The following is a 21,864-nucleotide window of genomic DNA, read 5'->3' as shown; positions in this document are numbered from 1 at the left end:
CTTAATACGGCGCGCGCGTCGGGTTCGGCCACCTCGCGTCCGCTCGCGCGCGCTCGCCGCGACATCGCAGCGACATCGCAGCGACACGTTCAGTCGCGCGGCGGGCGCGTCAGATACGGCTCGGTCGCGCCGCGCACGGCGCCCTTGATCTCCATCCGCGCGATCGACTGCAGATGCACCTCGTCCGGGCCGTCTGCGAAGCGCAGCGCGCGCCCCCAGCTCCACAGATCGGCGAGCGGCGTGTCCGGGCTCAGGCCCATCGCGCCGAACACCTGCATCGCGCGGTCGCACACGTCGGTGTACATGGTCGGCACGAGCGCCTTGATCATCGAGATTTCCTTGCGCGCGGCCTTCGCGCCGACCTTGTCGATCATCCACGCGGCCTTCAGCACGAGCAGCCGCGCCTGGTCGATCTCGATGCGCGAGCGCGCGATCCATTCGCCGACCGTCCCGTGCCGGTTCAGCGGCTTGCCGAACGCCTCGCGCGACTGCGCGCGATCGATCATCAGCTCGAGCGCGAGCTCTGCCGCGCCGATCGAGCGCATGCAGTGGTGGATGCGCCCCGGCCCGAGGCGGCCTTGCGCGATCGCGAAGCCGCTGCCTTCGTCGCCGAGCAGGTTGCGCGCCGGCACGCGCACGTTGTCGAAGGTGATCTCGCAGTGCCCTTCCGGCGCGTAGTGATTGACCACGGTGATGTTGCGCACCACCGTCACGCCCGGCGTGTCGCGCGGCACGAGGATCATGCTCTGCTGCCGGTGCGCTTCCGCCGCCGGGTCGGTCTTGCCCATCACGATGAAGATCTTGCAGTTCGGATGCGCGGCATTCGTGATGAACCACTTGCGGCCGTTGATCACGTACTCGTCGCCGGCGCGCTCGATGCGCGTCGTGATGTTGGTCGCGTCCGACGACGCCACCGCAGGCTCGGTCATCGCGAACGCCGAGCGGATCTCGCCGCGCAGCAGCGGCAGCAGCCACTCGTCGCGCTGCGCCGGCGTCGCGAACATGTGCAGCAACTCCATGTTGCCGGTGTCCGGCGCATTGCAGTTGAAAACCTCCGACGCCCACGCGACGCGCCCCATGATCTCCGCGAGCGGCGCGTATTCGAGGTTCGTCAGCGCCGTGCCCGGCTCGTCTTCCTTCAGATGCGGCAGGAACAGATTCCACAGCCCTTCGGCCTTCGCGCGCGCCTTCAATTCCTCCATGAACGACACCGGGTAGTGCCCCGCATGCACTTCGTCGTTCCACTGGCGGATGCGCGGCACGATGTGCGCATCCATGAACGCACGCACGCGCTCACGCAGTTCTTCCACCTTCGGGGTATAGCCAAAATCCATGATCGATTCCTCGCAATTGCACGTGTTCGTTCGGTTCAAAAGGCCCGCAGGCCGTCGTAGGTCGTCGCGCGCTCAGAGGGTCAGCCCGCCGTCGACGACGATGCACTCGCCGTTCGTGTAGCTCGACGCGTCCGACACGAGGTACAGCACCGTGCCGGCCATTTCGCGCGGCTGCGCGTGACGGCGCAGCGGGATCTTCGCCTTCCAGGCTTCGTAGATCGCCTCGTCGGCAAACAGCGCGCCGGCGAACCTGGTTTTCGTGAGGCCCGGCAGCAGCGCGTTCACGCGAATCCCGAGCGGCCCGCATTCCTTCGCGAACGCGCGCGTCATGTTGACGACCGCCGCCTTCGTGATCGAATAGATGCCCTGCCGGTCGCCCGGCTGCAGCGCGTTCACCGACGCGGTGTTGACGATCGCGCCGCCGCCCTGTGCCCGCATCAGCTTGCCGGCCTGGACCGACATGAAGAAATAGCCGCGGATGTTCACCTCGACGGTCTTGTCGTAGGCCGCGAGATCGGTATCGAGGATGTGGCCGAAGTACGGATTCGCGGCGGCGTTGTTGACGAGGATGTCGAGGCGCCCGTGTTTCGCGCGGATCTGCTCGAACGCGGCGGCGATGTCCTCCATCCGGCCGACGTGGCACGCGAGCGCCTCGGCCTTGCCGCCCGCCGCGGCAATCTCGTCGGCGACCGCGCGGCAGTCGTCGATCTTGCGGCTCGACACGATCACGTGCGCGCCCTGCTCCGCGAGCAGCTTCGCGATTTCCTCGCCGATTCCGCGGCTCGCGCCGGTCACGAGCGCGATCTTCCCCGTCAGGTCGAACAGATTCGTTGCCATCTATTGCTCCTCCATGTATGTATGTGCGTGCGGCGAGCGCCGCATCTGCTTCGGGTTGTTCAGCGATGGGCGTCGATCACGCGCACGGCTTCCTCGGCGAGCCGCCCCGCCATTTCACCGACCTGGCGCGCCTTCGTGCTCGACGCATTGCCCTTCAGCGCGCGGGCCTTCACGCCCTGCGCGATCGCGGCGAGCCGGAAGAAGCTGAACGCGAGATAGAAGTGCCAGTTCTCGATCGGCTCGATCCCGCGCAGCTCGCAATAACGCGCGACGATCTGCGCTTCGTGCGGGATGCCGAGCGCGTCGCGATCCTCGCCCGCGAGCCCCGGCACGTCGCCGGCGGACGGCAGCCGCAGGCACATGCAGAAATACGCGAGATCGGCGAGCGGATTGCCGAGCGTCGACAGTTCCCAGTCGAGCACCGCCTTCACGCGATAGCTGTCGCGCTCGAACATCAGGTTGTCGATCCGGAAGTCGCCGTGCACGAGCGCCGGCCGGCCCGTGTCGGCCGGGCACGCCTTCGGCAGCCAGTCGATCAGCGTCTCCATCGCGTCGAGCCGCTCCGTTTCCGCCGCGCGATACTGCTTCGTCCACACGCCGATCTGCCGCTCGAAATAATTGCCGGGCCGGCCGTAGTCGGACAGGCCGGCCGCGTCGACGTCGACCTCGTGCAGCGCGACCATCGTCTGCAGCACCGCGTCGTAGCAGATCGCACGATCCGGCTTCGGCAGGTCCGGCAGCGCGGGGCTCCAGAAGATCCGCCCGTCCTCGTAGCTCATCACGTAGAACAGGCTGCCGATCACGTCGCGGTCTTCGCACAGGTGATACGGACGCGCGACCGGCACGGCGGTGCCCGACAGCGCGGTCAGGATCCGGAATTCGCGGTCCACCGCATGCGCGGACTTCAGCAGCTCGCCCGGCGGCTGCCGCCGGAGCACGTAGCGGCCGCTCTTCGCGTTCAGCAGGAAGGTCGGGTTCGACTGGCCGCCGGCGAACTTCTCCAGGTCGAGCGGGCCTTCGAAGCCCGGCACGTGCGCTTCCAGATAGCGCGTCAGGCGGGCTGCGTCGAGGGGCGGGGCAGGATGGGTCATCGTCGCGATCGTTCCGTGAGTTGGGTCAGCCGTAGGTGCGCCATGCGTGTCGTTCGGGATCGTCGAGATGCGGGATGCCGTTGAACGACGCCAGGTTGAATGCATCGGCGTTGAAGAAATACTGCGAAATGGCGCTGTTGCGGATCTGCAGGTTCAGCGCGATCGCGCTCGACGGCGGCGCCGCGAGCACCTGCTGCACGGTGACGGCGATCGGCCCGCCCGAGCTCACCGCAAGCACGCGCTGCCCGCCGCCCTGCCGGATCGCGGCGCGCGCGTCGGCGACGCGCTGCTGGAACTGCGCCCACGTTTCGGGCGCCGTGTCGCCGAGCCGGTCGTCGGCCCACAGATGCAGCACCTGCCGTAGCGCGCGGAAATGCTCCTTCATCGAGCCCGCCGCAAGCCGCGCGAGCTCCGGATAGTCGGCGGCAGCCGCGGCGAACAGCCCTTCGAAGTCGTATTCGTTCAGGCCCGGGTGGCGGTCGACCGTCACGCGTTCGCCGCCGATCCCGCGCAGGATCGCGTCGACCGTCTGCGCATGCCGGTTCATCGTCCCGCAGATCACCCGGTCGAAGGTCAGGCCCTGGCGCGCGAAATATTCGCCGAGCCAGACGCTTTGCCGTTCGCCGAGCGCGGAGAGCCGGTCGTAGTTCTCCGTGCCGAACGACGCCTGTCCGTGCCGTACCAGATAGAGTTCAGCCATTGCGTATCCATCGAAGCGGTGCCGAAAGACCAGCATAGCGATCGCGTATGCATTTTTGAAATTTATTTTCTGAATCTATCGGCATTCATTGCGTGAATCCCCGGTGCGTGAACACGCCCGTCAACCGTCACGCCGCTCGCCGCGGCACAGGAATTGCGACGCCAGACATCGTCTTTTCCAACAATCTCAGGAGGGATGCGATGCTCGGTACGATCCTTATCATCGTTCTGATTCTGTTGCTCATCGGCGCGTTTCCGGCGTGGCCGCACAGTCGGAGCTGGGGTTACTGGCCGTCCGGTTCGGTTGGCCTGATCGTGGTCATCGTCGTGATACTGGTGCTGCTCGGTCGCATCTGAATGGGAAAGCGCGTGCCGGCCGACCGGCGCGCGCTTTCCCGTTTCCTCGTCATCGCTTCTTTACAAACGCAAGCCATCGACGGCAACGCCGCGGCGGCGAAGTGAACGCTCGCGGCCGTCGCGCCGCCTCAAGGCGTCCACCGATAAACGGTGATGCTGTTGCCCTTGACATTGTTCTTCGTCACCACGTACTCGCCGTTCGCGCGGCGGTACGCGCGGACGCTGTACATCGCGTCGATCGCGCTACTCGTATCGACGGTCGCCGGGCTCGCATTGACGAGCGTCGTGTCGAGCCGGCCAGTGTCGAGATTGAACGCGTCGACGTTCGGCCTGGCCGGCCCGCTGCCGCCGAACCAGTAGCCGACGAACAGATGATTGCCGGCCGCGTCCATCGACTTGGCGCCGCTGGGGAGGGTGATCACCGGATTGGGGGCGGTGGTGTTGCCCGCACGCCAGCCGTGATACACCTCGATCCGCGTGCCGATCGCCGTCCAGTCCGTACTGCCGACGATGCCCTGGCCGAGAATCATCGTGTCGCTGTCCGCGAGATAGACGATGCGCGTCAGCGGCTGGACGCTCGCGGGAATCGGCGTCGGCACGCCCGCGCCCCATGAAGGCTTGCCGCTCGCGTCGAAGCTCGCGAGCGGATAGTGATAGATCGCGCCGGTGTGGTCGAGGCCGGCCCAGACGTCGCCCTTGCCGTCGATGCTGAATCCGCTCGAGACGCGCAGGGTCGTATTGAACGCGGGCCCCGGAATCGATGCATCCGGAATCGCGATATAGCCGTTCGCCGCGTTGAAATGGAAAAAGTAGTAGATCGGCGGGTTCTGGCCGGCCGCCACGAGAATCCGGCGCGTGCCGACGGACGTGAGCAGCCCGAAATGCTCGTCGCGCTGCACGTCGTTCATGTCGATGCGCGGGTCCGACGGGTAGGTGAACGGATCGACGGTGTTCGCGACGAAGGCGCCGCCTGCGCTGCCGCTGTAGATGTGGGTGCCGCCATAGAACAGCGCGCCGTCCGTGATCGGGTCCGGCGCGGCGATGCCCTCGAAGTTGAGCGCCTGAAGCGTCCATCGCAGGTTGCCGGCGCTGCTGTACGCATGAATGTCGGTGGCGCCGTTGCGGCCGAGGTCCCAGCTGCCGCCCCACGGGTTGTTGAGCACATAGAGGTTGCCGGCGCTGTCCCTGCCGATGCCGGCGACGCGGGTGAAGCGCTGCGCGCCGACCTGGCCTTTGATGCCCGACGTGGTGTCGAGATAGCCGCCACGAATGCCGAAGGTGCCGGCCAGCGTCGGCGTGCCGGCGACGTCGTAGCGCTTGATGTTCATGTCGGGGCCCTCGTCCCCGACCATCAGCTGCTTCGACGACGCGTCGAAATAGAGCGCCGACGGCCGCGACTCGCCGGCCATCCGGATGGTGTTCAGCAGCGCGCCGGTCGGACCGAACGCGACGATCGTGCCCGCGCTCTTCTGCGCGACCCACACGTTGCCCGCGCCATCGACGGCGAGCGCGCCCGGGCCCGACACGTTGATGTCCCGCTGCCAGACGCCGTCGGTGGTGAAGACCCGGACACGATTGCCGTAGAAATCGCTCGCATAAAGGAGCGAGCCCGCCGTGGCGAGCCCGGTGACGACGTCGACCCGCGGCTGGTTCGTCGCGGCGGTGACCAGGATCAGCCGGTCGCGGTAATGCGTCGCGCGGTTGTAGCGCCCGACCGCGCCGCTGCCGTATCCGCTGCCCGGCTGCAGCGCGACGAACAACGACGTCGCGTTGCCGGTGATCGCGCCGCCCTGAAACTCGCCGTGTGCACCGATCGAGCCGAGGCTCTTGCCGTTCTGGTAGACGGCGACGCCGCCTTCATCCTCGTCCCAGTTGGAAGCCGTATAGATGACGCCTTCGGGCGCGACCCACATGGAACGCGCGGCGTTGCCGACGTGGGCGGCGAGGGTGCCGTAGGTGTTCGCCAGCCAATCGGTGGTATTGCCCGCGTGGCCGGGCGGCGCGACCGCGGCGATCGACACGGCAAGCAGCACGGCGCGAAGCGATTTTCCGGCAACCATGGCAGACGCTCTCCTGAACGATGGAATCACTCATGTGAAGGGCGCGCCGGACGGTGCGTACCTCGGCGTTGCGTAAATACTTCCGCGGAATCGTCCGGCGCGGTCGGTATTACATCGCGCGTACATCCGATCTTCGACAACGCCGAGAATAGCGGCAGATAAATCGAAAAAAATTGCGGAGGGGGAGTTGCGGGTGGAGCGTGGCTCAACGGGGAGAGCGCGGCTCAATGGCTGGGGATCGATTCGGCAACTGGGGGAAAGTCGCCGGTCGCGGATGCAGTCGCGGCTGTGTCAGCGCGAGCGCCGCCCGACGCACGCGCAGTGCATCGCCTCACGCCACCTCACGCCGCCGGCGGCGCGACGCGCGGCATGAGGCGGCACAGCGCGAGCGGCACCACGACCAGCGCCGCGCCGGCGACGAACGTGGTCGATGCGCCGAAGTGCGTCCACAGCGCGCCGGCGATGCTGCTGGCGAGCAGCATGCAGATCCCGCTGACCAGATTGAATACGCCGAACGCGGTGCCGCGCAGCGCGGCCGGCGATGTTTCCGACACCATCGCCGCGAGTATCCCCTGCGTGAACCCCATGTGCAGCCCCCATACGGCCACGCCGGCGAACATCGTCGGCATCGACCCGCCGAGACCGAGCAGCAGGTCGGCGGCGATCAGCAGCGCCATGCCGATCGCGAGCAGCGCGCGCCGGTCGAGCCGGTCCGATACGACGCCGACCGGATACGCGGACAGCGTATACGCGACGCTCATCACGACCATCACCGACGGCACCCACGCGAGCTCCATCCCGGCCTGCTGCGCGCGCAGCACCAGGAACGCCTCGCTGAAGCGCGCGAGCGTGAACGTCGCGCCGATCGCGACGACGTACCAGTACGCGCGCGGAAACTCGCGCAACGCGCGCCAGTGCAGCGGCGAACGAAAGCCGCGCTGCGGCGCCGCATGCTCGGGCTCGCGCACGCCGAACACGATCAGGGCGATCGCGAGGAACGCGGGCACGACGGCGAACCACATCACGATCCGGATGTGGTCGGCGAACCCCAGCATCAGCACGATCGCGCACATCGGGCCGAGAAACGCGCCGACGGTATCCATCGACTGCCGCAGCCCGTAGCATGCGCCGCGAATCTCGGGCGGGGCGACGTCGGCGACGAGCGCATCGCGCGGCGCGCCGCGGATGCCCTTGCCGAAGCGGTCGACGAGGCGCGCGGCGATCACGAGCCCCGGCCCGTGCGCGAGCGGAAACAGCGGCTTCGTCAGCGCGGCGAGCCCGTACCCGGCAAGCAGCAGCGCCTTGCGGCGGCCGAGCCAGTCGCTGATCGCGCCCGAGAAAATCCGCACGATCAGCGCGGTCGCCTCGGCCGCGCCCTCGAGCACGCCGAGCGCGACGACGCTCATGCCCATCGTCGTCACCAGATAGATCGGCAACAGCGCATGGATCAGTTCGGACGACAGATCCATGAACAGGCTCACGAGGCCCAGCGCCCAGACGGTACGCGGGATCGGCTGCTTGCGTCGAATCGGTGCGGGCGTGTTCATCGTGCGATCAATCGGGTGTGTCGCGCGCGAGCCTGGCATGCCGCCGAGCACGGTCATTGACGATCTGATGCCGCCGATGGTCGGTCATCTTCTTCCAGCCGCGCGCTTCGTCGCGGGTGCGCAGGCACGCGACGCAGTAGCCGGTGCGGCCGTCGAACGAGCATACCTCGACGCACGGCGACTTGACTGCCATCGTCATTGCCCTCGCGTCACGGGCACGACTTCGACCGTCACGTGCGACAGGCTGCCGAAGCGTTGCAGCACGCGGTGGTAGTAGCGCGCATCGCGCTGCGGGTCGTCGGTCAGCACCGACACGACCGCGCTCATGTGGCCCGGCCCGAGACGCCACACGTGCAGATCGCGGATCCGGTCGCCGGTGCTTTCGAGCGCGGCGCGCACGCTGTCCGCCAGGCGGCGATCCGGATTCATGTCGAGCAGGATGCGGCCCGTGTCGCGCATCAGCCCGTACGACCAGTTCGCGATCACCAGCGCGCCGACGATGCCGGCCAGCGGGTCCATCCACAGCCAGCCGAACGCACGCGCGAGCAGCAAGCCGGCGATCGTCAGCACGGACACCGCCGCGTCGGCGAGCACGTGGATGTAGGCCGAGCGGATGTTGTGATCGCGGGCCGCCGCCGAGGCGCCGTGCTCGTGCTCGCTCTCGGCGAACGTCAGCGCGTGCTCGCGGCCGTTCAGCCGGACGATCGCCGTGAACGCATGCGGCTCGGGGATCGTCTCGATGGACTCCAGATAGCCGTCGCGGCTTTGCATCGCGAACGTATGGCGGCTGCCGTCCGGACGCAGCGTCGTGATCGATACGGCGGCCGCGTCGACGAGCGCCGCGTCGTGCGTCGCCGGCGCGATCCGGAACACGGGCGGCACGCCGTCCTCGAACACCGACACGGCGAATGCGTGCTGCCCGTCGACGATCCGGTGCGCTTCCGCGTCGTGGTCGTGCTCATGTTCGTGGTCGTGGTCGTGATGATGTCCGTGGGCATGCCCGTGATGATGCCCATGGCCGTGATGGTCGCCGCCCAGCAGCCACACGCTTGCGAGATTGACGAGCAAGCCGAGCACCGCAATCGGAATCGCTTCGCCGAAACGAATCGGCACCGGCGACAGGAAACGCGACACCGCCTCGTACCCGATCAGCAGCGCGATCACCGCGAGCACGATCGCGCTCGTGAATCCCGCGAGGTCGCCGAGCTTGCCGGTGCCGAACACGAACCGCCGGTCGTCCGCATGCTTGCGCGCATACGTATAGGCCAGTGCCGCGATCAGCATCGCCCCCGCGTGCGTGGACATGTGCAGGCCGTCGGCGACGAGCGCCAGCGAGCCGAAGATCGACCCGCCGACGATCTCGGCCACCATCATCGCCGCGCACAGCACGATGACGGTCCAGGTCCTGCGTTCGTTCTGCTCGTGCGCCGCGCCCAGGAAAATGTGGTCGTGCCCTGCGCCGAAGGCCTCATCGCTGAAACGGCTCATTGCGCCTCCGGTCATTTGAAGTAGCTGTGCACGACTTCGATCAGCTGCTCGCTCGCGCTGCCTTCGTCGTCGTGACCTTCCGCGTCGACCAGATGGCTGCGGATGTGATCCTCGAGCACGACGGCCAGCAGCCCGTTCATCGCGCCGCGGCAGCTCGTGATCTGCTGCAGGATCTCGTTGCAGCCGCGCTCTTCCTCGAGCGCGCGCTCGATCGCCTCAATCTGCCCCTTGATGCGGCGGACCCGGTTGAGCAGCTTCTGCTTTTCCTGGATGGTGTGGCTCATGGTGGTCCCTTCATATACCGGGGGGGACTATATATCAAATCGCGGGTTCGGATAGTGGGGAGGGGTATCTCGGCCATTGGTCCGACCAAACGATGCGCGCGCCCCGGAGCGTCAGGACGACATCGCAGCGAGAAACTTGTAGAACTTGCGACACAGAAGTAGCATCCCCTACATGAACTCATTCACCACTTGGTCGCTGCTCGTGCTGACGCTCCCGACCCAGAACGCGACGGCGCGCATGCGGTTCTGGCGCGCGCTCAAGGCAAAGGGCTGCGCGGTGTTGCGCGACGGCGTCTACCTGCTGCCGCACTCGGACGAGCAGCACCGAACGCTGGACGAACTGGCGGACGCGATCGCCGACAGCGGCGGCAGCGCGCATCTGCTGCGCGCGCCGAGCGCCGATGCGGCGCAGGAGCAGGCATTTCGCGCGCTGTTCGACCGCAGCGACGACTACACGGCGTTCATGCGGACGCTCGCGGACGCCCGCAAGACGCTTGCCGGACAGTCCGCCACGGAACTGGCACGGCTGCTGCGCCGCCTGCGCAAGGATTTCGACGCGATCCGGGCGATCGACTACTTCCCGGGCGACTCGGCAACCCGCGCCGAAGTCGCGTTGCAGGACTTCATCGCGCTCGTCGACACCGTGCTGTCGCCGGGCGAGCCGCACGCCGCGGAGCGCGCGATCCGCGTGCTCGCGATCGACGCGTACCAAGGGCGCACCTGGGCGACGCGACAGCGCATGTGGGTCGATCGCGTCGCCAGCGCGTGGCTGATCCGCCGCTTCATCGATGCGCGAGCGCGCTTCATCTGGCTCGCGTCGCCGGCGGATTGCCCGCCTGACGCGCTCGGCTTCGATTTCGACGGCGCCGCGTTCACCCACGTCGGCGAGCGCGTGACGTTCGAAGTGCTGCTCGCGAGTTTCGGGCTCGACGAGGACGCGGCGCTGATGCGGCTCGGCGAGATCGTGCACGCGCTCGACGTGGGCGGCCCGGCCGTGCCCGAAGCGGTCGGCTTCGAGGCCGTGATGGCCGGCACGCGTCAGCGCGCCGAAAGCGACGATCAGTTGCTGGAGCAGATGGGCGCGGTGCTCGACGCGCTGTACGCGCACTTCGCATCGAATGGAAAGAGCGAAACCGGGGGACGTTCATGACCACGACGATTGCCACGAACACGCCGACCTACTCGCTGGGCCAACTGGTCGGATACATGCTGCGGCTCGGCGCGTTCGGCTTCGGCGGCCCGGTCGCGCTCGCCGGCTACATGCGCCGCGATCTCGTCGAGAAGCACGGCTGGATCACCGAGGCAGACTACAAGGAAGGGCTCACGCTGGCCCAGCTCGCACCGGGGCCGATGGCCGCCCAGCTCGCGATCTATCTCGGCTTCGTCCACTACCGGATCCTCGGCGCGACGCTCGTCGGGCTCGCGTTCGTGCTGCCGTCGTTCCTGATGGTCCTCGGGCTCGGGTTCGCGTATGCGCACTTCGGCGGACTGTCATGGATGCAGGCGGTCTTCTACGGCGTCGGGGCGGCGGTGGTGGGCATCATCGCGATGAGCGCATACAAGCTCACCACCAAGACCGTCGGCAACGACAAGCTGCTTTGGGCGATCTTCCTGACGCTCGCCGCCGTGACGTTCATCACCGAATCGGAAATCGCGTGGCTCTTCATCGTCGCCGGGCTGATCGGCTGGTTCTGGCGCGCCCCGCCGAAATGGCTGCACAAGGGCGGGCTGAACGCGCTCGCCGGCGCGAACCTGCCGGCGGCAACCGGCCTGCTGAGCGGCATCGATCTGCCGCAACTTGTGCAGATCGGCGCGTTCTTTGCCAAGGCGGGCGCGTTCGTGTTCGGATCGGGGCTCGCGATCGTGCCGTTCCTGTACGGCGGCGTCGTGACCGAGCATCACTGGCTCAACGACAAGCAGTTCGTCGACGCCGTCGCTGTCGCGATGATCACGCCGGGCCCGGTCGTGATCACGGTCGGCTTCATCGGCTATCTCGTGGCGGGCCTGCCCGGCGCGTGCGTCGCCGCGCTGGGCACGTTCCTGCCTTGCTATCTGTTCACCATCATCCCCGCGCCCTACGTGAAGAAGTACGGCCACCGGCCCGACGTCAAGGCGTTCGTGAACGGCATCACGGCGGCAGCGGTCGGCGCGATCACGGGCTCCGTCCTCGTCATCGCGAAGCGCTCGATCGTCGATATCCCCACCGCCATCGTCGCCGTTGCAACGGTCGTGCTGCTGTGGCGCTTCAAGAAGCTGCAGGAACCGGTAGTGGTCGCGGCGGCCGCGTTGATCGGGCTGGTGGCTTACCCGCTGCTCCATCGTTGAGCGCGCGCCGCTACGGCGCGCATCGCGGCCCACGGCCCATCGGCATGCGGCCGGCCGCGCGGCGTCGAATCGTGCGTTCCCTCGCCGTGCAGCGCATGCCGGCCAAGTCGCGCGAAGCGCTCAGTGATGTTCGTACAGCCCCGACGTATCGTTCGACGCGTACGACACCGCCGCGCGTTGCGCGTCGGATTGCGACGCAACGGCGTGCGACTGCGCAGGCGATGCGTCCGGTCGTTGGGCGGCGACCTTCGCTTCGGCCGCCTGGATGTCGCTGGGGTAGAACGGGTCGTTGCCGATCGGACGGTACCCTGCCCGTTCGACGCGTGCGAGGTCGGCGCGCACTTCGGCACGCGTGACGGGACCGTTCGTGTTTTGCGCAAAGGCGACGACGGGCGCGCTCAATGCGCATGAGATCAGGACGGCGCGGATCAGATTCTTCATGAGGTTCACCTATTGGAGTGGTATGACCGTATCCGGGAGCGGTTTCGGTTCTTCGCTCTCCACCCAGTGCGATGAAGAGTGAGACTCCATTCTCGGTAACGGGCACTTTCGGCAAGGTGAGCCGTCGATTACGAATTCGTTATCTCGCCGGCCGGCGCAGGTTTCGGCATCCGGCCCGACCCGCGCCGCGCACGCGCGACGCACGCAACGGCATCAGCCGATGGGATGGATCTCCGGGATCATCGCCGCCTGACCGCAATGATTGCCGTCCGGGGCCGTGAGTTGCCACACGGTCGCATGCTCGATCCAGAAGCGTGTGCCGGACTTCGTGATGCGGATGCCGCGGTATCCCGACACGAAGCCGTCCCGCGCCACCTGCTCGAGGAAGCGCTGGCGCTCGCTGCGCTCCATCGGCTCCGCCGAGAACCGCGACGGCAACGCCGTCAGTTCGTCCCAGTCGTATCCGAAGATCGCCTGCGCGCGCGCGTTGCCGTAGACGAACACCGGATCTGCCGCGACACCGTGCGCGAGAATCCCGAACGGCGCGGCTTCGTACAGCCATCGCGCGCCTTCGGCGGCGCTCATCCCCGCCGGCACCAGCGGCTTGCCGAGCAGCCGGCCGTAGCTGTCCGACAGGATGCGGAAGAAGGGAACGTCGATGTTCGGCGACATTGCGGGAAGCTCCATGGAAGGCTTGCGAATCGGTACGGGGCGGCGATTTTGCCGTGCGGGATTATAGGGCTGACAGTGGCCGGGCCGCAGCGTAGCGCAGTGCGTCAGTCGTCGAGGCCGTCGTCGTCCGGCACGCAAGGCCGCCTGCCGACAGGTTCATCTCCTCAGACGAATCAATGGTCTGAGGAGAATCCCCGCCGACTGCATTGCCTTTCGTATCAGCACGCCCGCGTCGCGGATGGAACGCGCGCATGCTGCTTGAGAAACGCCAGCGCAGCGTCGATCGTCATCACGTGCTGCTCGCCGCCCCTCATTCGCAGCGACACTTCGCCGGCCAGCGCTTCCTTGCGGCCGGCAATCGCGACGATCGGCGCGGCGAGTTCCGTTGCATCGAAGATCTTGCGGGGCAGCCGCTCGGCGCGGAAATCGCGCAGCACGCGGCAGCCGATGTCTTCGAAAGCGGATGCCGCGTGATCGGCAAATGCGCGATGATCGTCGCCGATGTTGGCCACGACGATCTGGTCGGGAGCAAGCCACGTCGGCAGCCATCCCTCATGGTGCTCGAGCAGGATGCCGATGAATCGCTCGAGGCTCCCGAGAACCGCATGATGCAGCATGACCGGCGTCGCCTTCGCGCCGCTCTCCGACACATACGTTGCGCCGAGCCGCTCCGGCAGCACGAAATCGAGCTGGATCGTGCCGCACTGCCACTTCCGTCCCTGGCGGTCGAGCAGATGGAATTCGAGCTTGGGCCCGTAAAACGCGCCTTCTCCGGCCAGGATCGCGAATTCCAGCCCGGCCGCCCGCGCGGCCGACGCCAGCATCGCTTCCGAGCGATCCCAGACCGCATCGTTGCCGGCACGCGCCGGCGGCCGCGTCGACAACGCCACGTCGCACTCCCCGAACCCGAAATCCGCGTAGATCGTCTTCAGCAGCTTGCAGAACCGCGCGACTTCATCTTCGATCTGGTCGGGCAGGCAAAGTACATGAGCGTCGTCCTGCGTAAATGCACGCGCGCGCATGAGGCCGTGCAATGCACCGGACGGTTCGGCGCGATGGACCGCGCCGAATTCGCAATATCGGATCGGTAAATCGCGGTATGAACGGCTGCCCTTCTTGAATACCTGCACATGGCAGGGGCAACTCATCGGCTTGAGGCAGAACGGCTGCCCGTCGCTGTCGAGCGAGAACATGTTCCTGCCGAACTTCTCCCAATGGCCGCTCCGTTCCCACAGATCGCGAGACAGGATCTGCGGCGTCCGCACTTCGGAAAAACCGGCCTGCCGCATTCGGACCCGAATATATTCCTCGACGACGCGATAAAGCGCCATTCCGCGCGGATGCCAGAAAACGGCGCCGGGACTTTCATCCTGCTGGTGAAACAAATCGAGCTTGTTGCCGAGCACGCGGTGATCGAAATCGTTCATGGTTTCTCCGTCGAACGTGGTGCCGGCCGAACGGAGCGCGAAAAAAAGCCCCGTCCGTTTCCGGCGGGGCTTCGGGATGGTTTGACGCAACGACTTACGACGTGCAACCTCCCCTCGGCCCGCCATTGGCGGTCGTGGTGGTGGTTGCGGTGGTCGTAACGAGAAGTGCGTGCATGCGGCTAATCTAGTGGACGTATCGACGTCTGTCAATGAAGTGCTCGAATCGGTATTCGGTGTCGGCGTCTTTCGGTAGGTCGAGCGTACGGAAAGAAAGTGAAGCGAAAGATGGAGCCTCGCGCAACGACTAATTCGCAGATTCGAAACCGTCGGATGACAGCAATATCGCTCCATTCGGCGACCGACGAATGGACGTTTCACAAACCATCGAGATGCGAAGTTCGCATGCAGCAATGCGTATCGACGAAACGCCGTCCATGCGATTTCCATTTCGCTAACGGCACGATTTGGATAGCGCCACGAGTTGCCTTCCGATGGCAATCGTCACCCCGCTCGCGCGGCACTCGAACACGCAGAATTACACCTTTCCCGAATGCGGCGCGACGCAACGATTCATCACGTCGCGGCATCCGTGCACGTCGAAGTCCGGCGTGCGCGAGCGGGTCGTCTGCCGGGCCGCAACTCATGTTGTTGCAACGGCCCACAACGTCCGAGATCACGCCATCAGCGCGCCGTATCTCGGCTAACGCGGCGTAACCGCGGCGTCGATCACGCATCGAATTTCTCAGAGGAATTCGTCTGCTCCTCATCCTGCGATTTTCCCACTTCCGGTTGCAAACAAAAACCACATGTGGCGTGGAACACAAAGCGAAGAGAGGTGCGGATACACGGCAAACGATTGCCACGAGCGCCGTTGATCGACATCAATTGCGCAACGAAGCGCGCCCATAGATTCGAATCATTAAAGGAGCGACACGGTCTCGCGAAACCTTGCGGTGACGGCGCGATCGCTTCGAACGGGGAAGGCTATGAACACAAAAAATAACGACGGTGCGACCGAAGTCGCACGGGGTGGAAATTTGCGGGCAGCGCGCTGCATGCGTGCGATTCGCCAACCGTCTCGCTTCGGCGGCGGGGGAACCGCACGATGACGTTGGCTCCCGCGCTTCATCCGCTGCAGGCGGCGTACTTCGATGCATTCAATGCGGTGGTCGTGGTCGTATGCACGGTCATCCTCGTGTCGTCGCTCGACGACCTGTACATCGACGCTTTCTATTGGATCCGCGCCGCGTACCGGCGCTTCGTCATCCACCGCCGCTATCCGCGGCTCACCGCTCAGGAATTGCGCGGCGAGGACGAGCGCTGGTTTGCGATCATGGTGCCCGCGTGGAAGGAGTACGCGGTGCTCGCGCAGATGATCGAGCACACCATCGCGACGCTCGAATATCGCAAGTTCGTCATCTTCGTCGGCACCTATCAGAACGATCCCGATACGACGATCGAAGCCGATCGCATGGCGCGCTGCTATCCGAACGTCGTGCGTCGGGCGATCGTCCGCAACGACGGCCCGACGTGCAAGGCCGATTGCCTGAACTGGATCGTCCAGTCGATTCTCGCCTACGAGCAAGAGAACGGCATGCGCTTTGCCGGCGTCGCGATGCACGATTGCGAGGACATCATTCATCCGCTCGAACTGAAACTCTTCAATCACCTGATCGAACGGAAGGAGTTTCTTCAACTGCCGGTGCTGTCGCTCGAACGCGACTGGAAGGACTGGGTGGGCTGCACCTATCTCGACGACTTCAGCGAGTGGCATTCCAAGGATCTGGTCGTGCGCGAAAGCCTGACGGGTTGCATACCGGGCGCGGGCGTCGCGTCGTGCTACAGCCGCCGCATCCTCGATCGCCTGCTCGAAGGCGCGAACAACCAGCCGTTCTGCACCGACAGCCTGACCGAAGACTACGACACGAGCTTCCAGATGAAGCGCATCGGCGCGCGTATGGCCTTCGTCTGGCTGCCGCTCGAATACAAGACGACACGTCGTCACATGTTCGGCGGCCAGCGTCGGCAAATCGACGCGCGCAGCATCATTGCGACTCGCGAGCTGTTTCCCGGCACGTTCCGCACCGCCTACCGGCAGCGTGCACGCTGGATCATCGGCATCGCGTTCCAGGGCGCGCAGCGCCTCGGCTGGCACGGCTCGATCGCGACGAAGTACATGTATCTGCGCGACCGGAAGGGCACCGTCACGTCGCTCGTCACCATTCTGGCTTACCTGCTGCTGGTCAATCACCTGCTGCTGCGGTTCGCGATCGCGCGCGGTTGGCTGCCGGCCGGACAGACCTTGCTCGAGGCCTCGCCGAAGTGGCTCGAGTACATGATGGCCGCGAATACTGCGCTGCTCGTGAACCGCGTGCTGCAGCGCGTGTACTTCGTCACGAGACTGAACGGATTTCATCAGGGGCTGCTGTCGATCCCGCGGCTGGTGGTCAACAACTTCATCAACTTCTTCGCAGTGTGTCGTGCGTGGCGATTGTTCATCGTGTCGACCGTGACCGGGCAACCGATCGGCTGGGACAAGACCAAGCATTCGTATCCGTCGCGCGAGGATCTTCGACTGGTGCATCGCCGCCTGGGAGAGCTGCTGCTCTCGTGGCATGCGATCAGCCAGGAGCAGCTCGACGATGCGCTCGAAATGCAGCGCACCGACGCCGGCACGCGGCTGGGCGAACTGCTGGTCAACGAAGCCGGGCTCGATCCCGAAACGCTCGCCGACGCCGTTGCATGGCAGGCGGGATTGCCGCGTGTCGAGTTGGCGCGTCGCGACTGGCGGCCGTTCGCCACCCGGTTGCCGGACTTCATCGAAGTGCGGCATCGTGCGATTCCGTTCGGTATCGGCGAAGGATCGGCGCTCAACGTCGCCGTGGCGGCGCCGCTTTCCGATACGGCGCTCGCGCAGTTGCGGGCGGCCGCCGGTGTGGACGTGCAGTGCTTCATTGCCGCCGAGCACGAGATCGTCGCGGCGTTGGACGAGCTGCGCGCGTCGGCCGAATCGCACGGCACGCTGTCGGGGGTGGCCTGACATGAAAGTCCATGCACGACCGACCTGCATCGCGATCGCACTCGGTATCGCGGCCGGCAGCGCATGCGCGCAAGGCGAGCCCGACCGGCTGCTCGAGAGCTGCTATGCGCACATTCGCGCCGGAGACGACAAAGGCGCGCTGCAATTGTTCGAGACGAGCTTCGCTCGCCGTCGGGCGACCCCGCGTCAGTATGTCGATGCCGCCTATACGGCGCACCGTCTCGGGCAGAACGACCCGGCCTACGACAAGCAGGCGCTTCGGCTGTTCGAATCGAGCTTCGCGCAGCAGCCGGGTACCGCGCGGCAATATGTCGATGCCGCGTACACGGCGTGCCGTCTCGGCAAGAACGATCCGGCCTACGACCGGCAGGCACTCCAGCTGTTCGAGGCGAGCTTCGCCAGGCACGCAGGCACGGCGCTCGAATACATCGATGCCGCCTATATCGCGCGCCGCCTGGGCGACAGCGATCCCGCTTACGACCGGCAAGCGATGCGGTTCTTCGAAGCGAGCTTCGCGCTGCAGCCCGGCACCGCGTTGCAGTACGTCGACGCCGCGTACACGGCGCGCCGGCTCGGCAAGAACGACCCGGCCTACGACAAACTCGCGCTCCGCTACTTCGACGCCAGCTTCGCGCTGCAGCCGGGCACGGCGTTGCAATACGTCGATGCGGCGTACACGGCACGTCGTCTTGGCGAGAACGATCCGGCCTACGACAAACTCGCGCTCCGCTACTTCGACGCCAGCTTCGCGCTGCAGCCGGGCACGGCGCTGCAATACGTCGATGCAGCGTACACGGCACGCCGTCTCGGCAACAGCGACCCGGCGTACGACAAGCTCGCGCTCCGCTACTTCGACGCGAGCTTCGCGCTGCAACCGGGCACGGCGCTGCAATACGTCGATGCAGCGTACACGGCACGTCGTCTCGGCCAGAACGACCCGGCCTACGACAAGCTGGCGCTCCGGTACTTCGAGGCGAGCTTCGCGCTGCAACCCGGCACCGCGCAGCAGTACCTCGACGCCGCCTATACGGCGCGCCGTCTCGGCGAGCGCGACCCGGCCTACGACAAGCTGTCGCTTCGATTCTTCGATGCGAGCTTCGCCGTGCAACCCGGCGCCGCGCATCAATACCTCGATGCGGCCTACACGGCCCGGCGCGTGGGCCGCGACTACCCGGCGTACGAGAAGGACGCGCTCCGCTATTTTGCGGCGGGCTTCACCCGCCAGCACGAGTCCGCGCTCGAATATGCGGACGCCGCGTACACGGCGCGCGGCCTGGGCGAGAACGAACTTGCCGATCGGTTCTTTCACGACAGCATCGACGCGAACGCGCAGGCGCCGCAATACGACGCCGAACAGGCTTACGCATACCGACGCGCGGTCGACGACGCGGAGCGGCGCGTCGGCGCGATCGTCAACGTCGCGTATCAATCCGGCGGGTTCAGGCCTCAGGAAACCATCGGGATTCTGCAGGGCGGCACCGAGGTCTACTGGCAGCCGCCGAAGATCGGCTACGACAACGGGCGCATTTTCCAGGTGTTCGCGCGCCAGTACTCGACGCTGTACGACCGCAGCGGCGGCATCACCGGGTTGCCGACCTTGCAGTGGTCGGTCGGCGCCCGCTACAAGCCGCTTTCGTCGCAAAACCTGGTGTTCACCGCCGAGAAACTGATGACGGGCGGACGTTACGCGTATGACGACTGGCTGTTCCGCGTCGGTTACTCGATCGACGACGGCATCGATCTGCATCCCGTCAAGCCCGACTGGACGACATGGCAGTTCTACACGGAGAGCGCGTACTTCGTGAGACAGCAACGGCTCGTTCAACCGGTCGAGCTGCGCTACGGCCATTCATGGCGGATCGATTCGATCAGCAGCCATCTGGTGATGTTCCCGCATGCGGCGATCGCCGGCGACTACGACACCCGCGCGTTGCACAAGCTCGCACTCGGCATCGGCCCCGGCATCGGCATGCGCTACTGGTTCCGCGAAAGCGCGTATCGGGCGCCGGCGAGCTGGATCGACCTCGACGTCCAGTATCGCGTGCGGTTGACCGACGCGGACCGCGCCAAAGGCTTGGTGGTTCGCGCAACGTTGTGGTTTTAAGCGTGTCGCGGACCGACGAGAAGACCGGAAATCAAATAGAGAAAATCGATATGCAACGAGTTTTGACCGTGTTCGGCACACGTCCCGAAGCGATCAAGATGGCGCCGCTCGTGCGCGCGCTGAAGCAGCACCCTGAATTCGACGTCACCGTATGTGTCACCGCCCAGCATCGGCAGATGCTCGACCAGGTGCTGTCGCTGTTCGACATCGTTCCCGACTTCGATCTGGATCTGATGCGTCAAAACCAGTCGCTGTCCGAGCTGACCGCGAACATCCTGAACGGCATCGGCCCGGTGTTCGATGCGGCCCGGCCCGACATCGTGCTGGTTCACGGCGATACGACCACCACCTTGGCGGCGAGCCTGGCCGCCTTCTATCGGCACATCCCGATCGGACACGTCGAGGCCGGGCTTCGTACCGGCAATATCTGGTCGCCGTGGCCGGAGGAACTGAACCGGCGTGTGACGGACGCCGTGTCTTCGTGGCACTTCGCGCCTTCGAAGCGCGCGGCGCAGAACCTGTACAGCGAAGGCATGACGCCGGAACAGGTGGTTCTGACGGGTAACACCGTGATCGACGCGCTGCTGCAGACACGCGAGAAGCTGGCCGCTGACCCGTGGCTCTCGGAGCGCATCGCCGCAGGATTTCCGTTTCTGGATCCGGCACGGCGGCTCATCCTCGTCACCGGTCATCGCCGCGAAAGTTTCGGCGAGCCGCTCGAACATGTGTGCCATGCGCTCCGTGAGCTCGCGACCCGCCACGACGACATCGAGCTGGTCTATCCGATGCATCTGAATCCGAACGTGACGGGACCGGTGAAAGCGATTCTTGGCGACCTCCGCAACGTCACGCTCACCGGTCCGCAAGAGTATTTGCCGTTCGTGTATCTGATGTCGAAGGCGCATCTGATCATTACCGATTCGGGCGGAATTCAAGAGGAGGCGCCAGCGCTCGGCGTGCCGGTGCTGGTGACGCGCGATACGACCGAGCGGCCCGAGGCATTGGAAGCCGGTACCGCACGTCTGGTCGGCACCGACCGCGGCCGGATCGTCGCGCAGGTCGAAGCGCTGCTCAACGATCGCCACGAATACGAGCAGATGGCACACGCGGTGAACCCGTACGGCGACGGGCATGCAAGCGAGCGCATCGTCGCCGCGCTCGAAAAGCCCGGGCACTCGCCGTGCGAGCCGCACATGGGTCACGGCGATTCGTACCCGACGTCGACACGGGACGCATTGGCCGCCGCGCCGGCCGCGATACGCGCTACGTGAGTATGGCGGGGCCGATCGGGTGATTGCGCAGCGCTGAGCGATGGAAGGGGCGGAGCGGCCGCGCGCCGCCGATTTCCTCCGCAACAGACTTTACACGTTGTTACCCGGCCGCTCCGGACGTGCCTGCGGCCATTCCTTATACTCACGCCGAGTTCGCCCCCCGTCCCTTGATCCCCCCGGCGAACACGTTGCCGATGCAGGAAACATCATGAAGCGCATGCCCTCCACGAAGACCGTTCTGTTCGCCTCGCTCGTCGCCGTGGCGGCGCTCCCGCTGACTGCCTGCGTCGCGCCGGGCTATGGCCCGTACGGCACCCAACCCTATCAACAGCAGCCGTACGCGACGCCTGGCTACGCGCAGCCCGCCTATGCGCAACCGGGCTACGTGCAGCCGCAGCAGCCGGCTTATCCGGCTCAGGCGCCGCAGTACGATCAATACGGCAATCAGCAGCCGTACGGCGGCCAGTACGGCAACGGCTACGGCACGCAATACGGCACCGTCTCGAACATCCAGCCGGTCAACGGATCGGTCGGCACGTCGGGTGTGGCCGGCACCGTGGTCGGTGCGCTGCTCGGCGGCGTGATCGGCAACCAGTTCGGCCGCGGCCACGGCCGCGACGCGGCGACCGTGATCGGCGCGCTCGGCGGCGCGGTGGCCGGCAACCAGATCGGCCAGCAGATGGGCGCGCAGCAGGCGCCGAGCAGCTACCGGGTCGACGTGCAGGTCAGCGACGGCTCGACGCGCGCGTTCGACGTGCCGACGCCGGGCGACCTGCGCCCGGGCGACCGCGTGCGGATCGACGGCAATCAGTTGTCGCGTTATTGAGCGGGCGGCGCGCGCCCGAACGGCTCGGGCGCACTGTCTGGTTGCGTTTACGGCTCCAGGC

The 21,864-nt window shown here is 66.1% G+C and carries 20 protein-coding genes; 8 read left to right on the top strand and 12 right to left on the bottom strand.

All coding sequences use genetic code 11. The features are described 5' to 3' along the window. Nucleotides 1-89 precede the first annotated feature (89 nt). The 4 genes from WJ35_RS20470 to WJ35_RS20455 form a co-directional block, all read right to left on the bottom strand. Nucleotides 90-1,334, bottom strand: a complete 1,245-nt coding sequence (locus tag WJ35_RS20470; protein ID WP_069239863.1) for an acyl-CoA dehydrogenase family protein — start codon at nucleotides 1,332-1,334, stop codon at nucleotides 90-92. 72 nt (nucleotides 1,335-1,406) lie between these two features. Continuing rightward, complete coding sequence (locus tag WJ35_RS20465; RefSeq protein WP_060234231.1) at nucleotides 1,407-2,171, bottom strand: SDR family oxidoreductase; 765 nt, start codon at nucleotides 2,169-2,171, stop codon at nucleotides 1,407-1,409. A 59-nt stretch (nucleotides 2,172-2,230) separates the two neighbouring features. After that, nucleotides 2,231-3,262, bottom strand: a complete 1,032-nt coding sequence (locus WJ35_RS20460) for a phosphotransferase (RefSeq protein ID WP_069239862.1) — start codon at nucleotides 3,260-3,262, stop codon at nucleotides 2,231-2,233. Nucleotides 3,263-3,287: 25 nt separating this feature from the next. Beyond that, nucleotides 3,288-3,962, bottom strand: a complete 675-nt coding sequence (locus tag WJ35_RS20455; protein WP_069239861.1) for a histidine phosphatase family protein — start codon at nucleotides 3,960-3,962, stop codon at nucleotides 3,288-3,290. A gap of 200 nt (nucleotides 3,963-4,162) precedes the next feature. Here WJ35_RS20455 and WJ35_RS20450 point away from each other — a divergent pair, with 200 nt between their 5' ends. Continuing rightward, the gene (locus WJ35_RS20450) at nucleotides 4,163-4,318 is read left to right on the top strand and encodes a DUF3309 family protein (protein WP_011881216.1); all 156 of its coding nucleotides are present in this window, start codon (nucleotides 4,163-4,165) and stop codon (nucleotides 4,316-4,318) included. Nucleotides 4,319-4,446: 128 nt separating this feature from the next. Here WJ35_RS20450 and WJ35_RS20445 read toward each other — a convergent pair whose 3' ends face one another. The 5 genes from WJ35_RS20445 to WJ35_RS20425 all read right to left on the bottom strand — a co-directional run bounded on the left by WJ35_RS20445 (nucleotide 4,447) and on the right by WJ35_RS20425 (nucleotide 9,697). Then, a complete protein-coding gene (locus WJ35_RS20445; protein WP_069239860.1) occupies nucleotides 4,447-6,378 on the bottom strand; it encodes an SMP-30/gluconolactonase/LRE family protein in 1,932 nt (643 codons plus the stop codon). A gap of 341 nt (nucleotides 6,379-6,719) precedes the next feature. After that, nucleotides 6,720-7,925 carry an MFS transporter gene (locus WJ35_RS20440; RefSeq protein WP_069239859.1) on the bottom strand — a complete coding sequence of 402 codons (1,206 nt, stop codon included), beginning with the start codon at nucleotides 7,923-7,925 and terminating at the stop codon, nucleotides 6,720-6,722. Nucleotides 7,926-7,932: 7 nt separating this feature from the next. Next, nucleotides 7,933-8,118 (bottom strand): DUF1289 domain-containing protein, encoded by a 186-nt coding sequence (locus tag WJ35_RS20435; RefSeq protein ID WP_011881213.1) that lies wholly within the window; start codon nucleotides 8,116-8,118, stop codon nucleotides 7,933-7,935. Nucleotides 8,119-8,120: 2 nt separating this feature from the next. Next, entirely contained in the window at nucleotides 8,121-9,413 is a 1,293-nt protein-coding gene (gene dmeF, locus WJ35_RS20430; protein ID WP_069239858.1) for a CDF family Co(II)/Ni(II) efflux transporter DmeF, read from the bottom strand. 11 nt (nucleotides 9,414-9,424) lie between these two features. Beyond that, nucleotides 9,425-9,697: a metal/formaldehyde-sensitive transcriptional repressor gene (locus WJ35_RS20425; protein WP_069239857.1), complete on the bottom strand. Its 273-nt coding sequence runs from the start codon at nucleotides 9,695-9,697 to the stop codon at nucleotides 9,425-9,427. A 172-nt stretch (nucleotides 9,698-9,869) separates the two neighbouring features. Between WJ35_RS20425 and WJ35_RS20420 the strand changes: the two genes are divergently transcribed. Both WJ35_RS20420 and WJ35_RS20415 read left to right on the top strand, forming a co-directional pair. Next, on the top strand, nucleotides 9,870-10,847 hold the full coding sequence (locus WJ35_RS20420; protein ID WP_069239856.1) for a chromate resistance protein ChrB domain-containing protein: 978 nt from the start codon (nucleotides 9,870-9,872) through the stop codon (nucleotides 10,845-10,847). After that, a complete protein-coding gene (locus WJ35_RS20415) occupies nucleotides 10,844-12,022 on the top strand; it encodes a chromate transporter (protein ID WP_069239855.1) in 1,179 nt (392 codons plus the stop codon). Before WJ35_RS20420 ends, WJ35_RS20415 begins: the two co-directional genes overlap by 4 nt. A 120-nt stretch (nucleotides 12,023-12,142) precedes the next feature. Here WJ35_RS20415 and WJ35_RS20410 read toward each other — a convergent pair whose 3' ends face one another. The 3 genes from WJ35_RS20410 to thrS all read right to left on the bottom strand — a co-directional run bounded on the left by WJ35_RS20410 (nucleotide 12,143) and on the right by thrS (nucleotide 14,688). Then, nucleotides 12,143-12,463 carry a DUF4148 domain-containing protein gene (locus WJ35_RS20410; protein ID WP_011881208.1) on the bottom strand — a complete coding sequence of 107 codons (321 nt, stop codon included), beginning with the start codon at nucleotides 12,461-12,463 and terminating at the stop codon, nucleotides 12,143-12,145. 213 nt (nucleotides 12,464-12,676) lie between these two features. Further along, nucleotides 12,677-13,135 carry an MEKHLA domain-containing protein gene (locus WJ35_RS20405; RefSeq protein ID WP_069239854.1) on the bottom strand — a complete coding sequence of 153 codons (459 nt, stop codon included), beginning with the start codon at nucleotides 13,133-13,135 and terminating at the stop codon, nucleotides 12,677-12,679. A gap of 218 nt (nucleotides 13,136-13,353) precedes the next feature. After that, entirely contained in the window at nucleotides 13,354-14,688 is a 1,335-nt protein-coding gene (gene thrS, locus WJ35_RS20400; protein WP_230459742.1) for a threonine--tRNA ligase, read from the bottom strand. A gap of 365 nt (nucleotides 14,689-15,053) precedes the next feature. Between thrS and WJ35_RS31450 the strand changes: the two genes are divergently transcribed. The 5 genes from WJ35_RS31450 (at nucleotide 15,054) to WJ35_RS20380 (ending at nucleotide 21,803) form a co-directional block, all read left to right on the top strand. Then, nucleotides 15,054-15,266 (top strand): hypothetical protein, encoded by a 213-nt coding sequence (locus WJ35_RS31450; protein ID WP_014724311.1) that lies wholly within the window; start codon nucleotides 15,054-15,056, stop codon nucleotides 15,264-15,266. Between the two features lie 401 nt (nucleotides 15,267-15,667). After that, entirely contained in the window at nucleotides 15,668-17,602 is a 1,935-nt protein-coding gene (locus tag WJ35_RS20395) for a glycosyl transferase family protein (protein WP_014724309.1), read from the top strand. Nucleotide 17,603: 1 nt separating this feature from the next. Continuing rightward, on the top strand, nucleotides 17,604-19,706 hold the full coding sequence (locus tag WJ35_RS20390; protein WP_069239852.1) for an NfrA family protein: 2,103 nt from the start codon (nucleotides 17,604-17,606) through the stop codon (nucleotides 19,704-19,706). 50 nt (nucleotides 19,707-19,756) lie between these two features. Beyond that, entirely contained in the window at nucleotides 19,757-20,977 is a 1,221-nt protein-coding gene (wecB, locus tag WJ35_RS20385) for a non-hydrolyzing UDP-N-acetylglucosamine 2-epimerase (RefSeq protein ID WP_185499731.1), read from the top strand. A 208-nt stretch (nucleotides 20,978-21,185) separates the two neighbouring features. Beyond that, nucleotides 21,186-21,803, top strand: coding sequence for a glycine zipper 2TM domain-containing protein (locus WJ35_RS20380; RefSeq protein WP_069239850.1), 618 nt, complete (start codon nucleotides 21,186-21,188; stop codon nucleotides 21,801-21,803). Nucleotides 21,804-21,864 lie beyond the last annotated feature (61 nt).

It is taken from the genome of Burkholderia ubonensis, assembly GCF_001718695.1.
GTDB classification, from domain to species: Bacteria; Pseudomonadota; Gammaproteobacteria; order Burkholderiales; family Burkholderiaceae; genus Burkholderia; species Burkholderia ubonensis_B.
The sequence above is the reverse complement of the archived record's forward strand: the minus strand, read 5'-3'. Positions and strand labels throughout refer to the sequence as shown.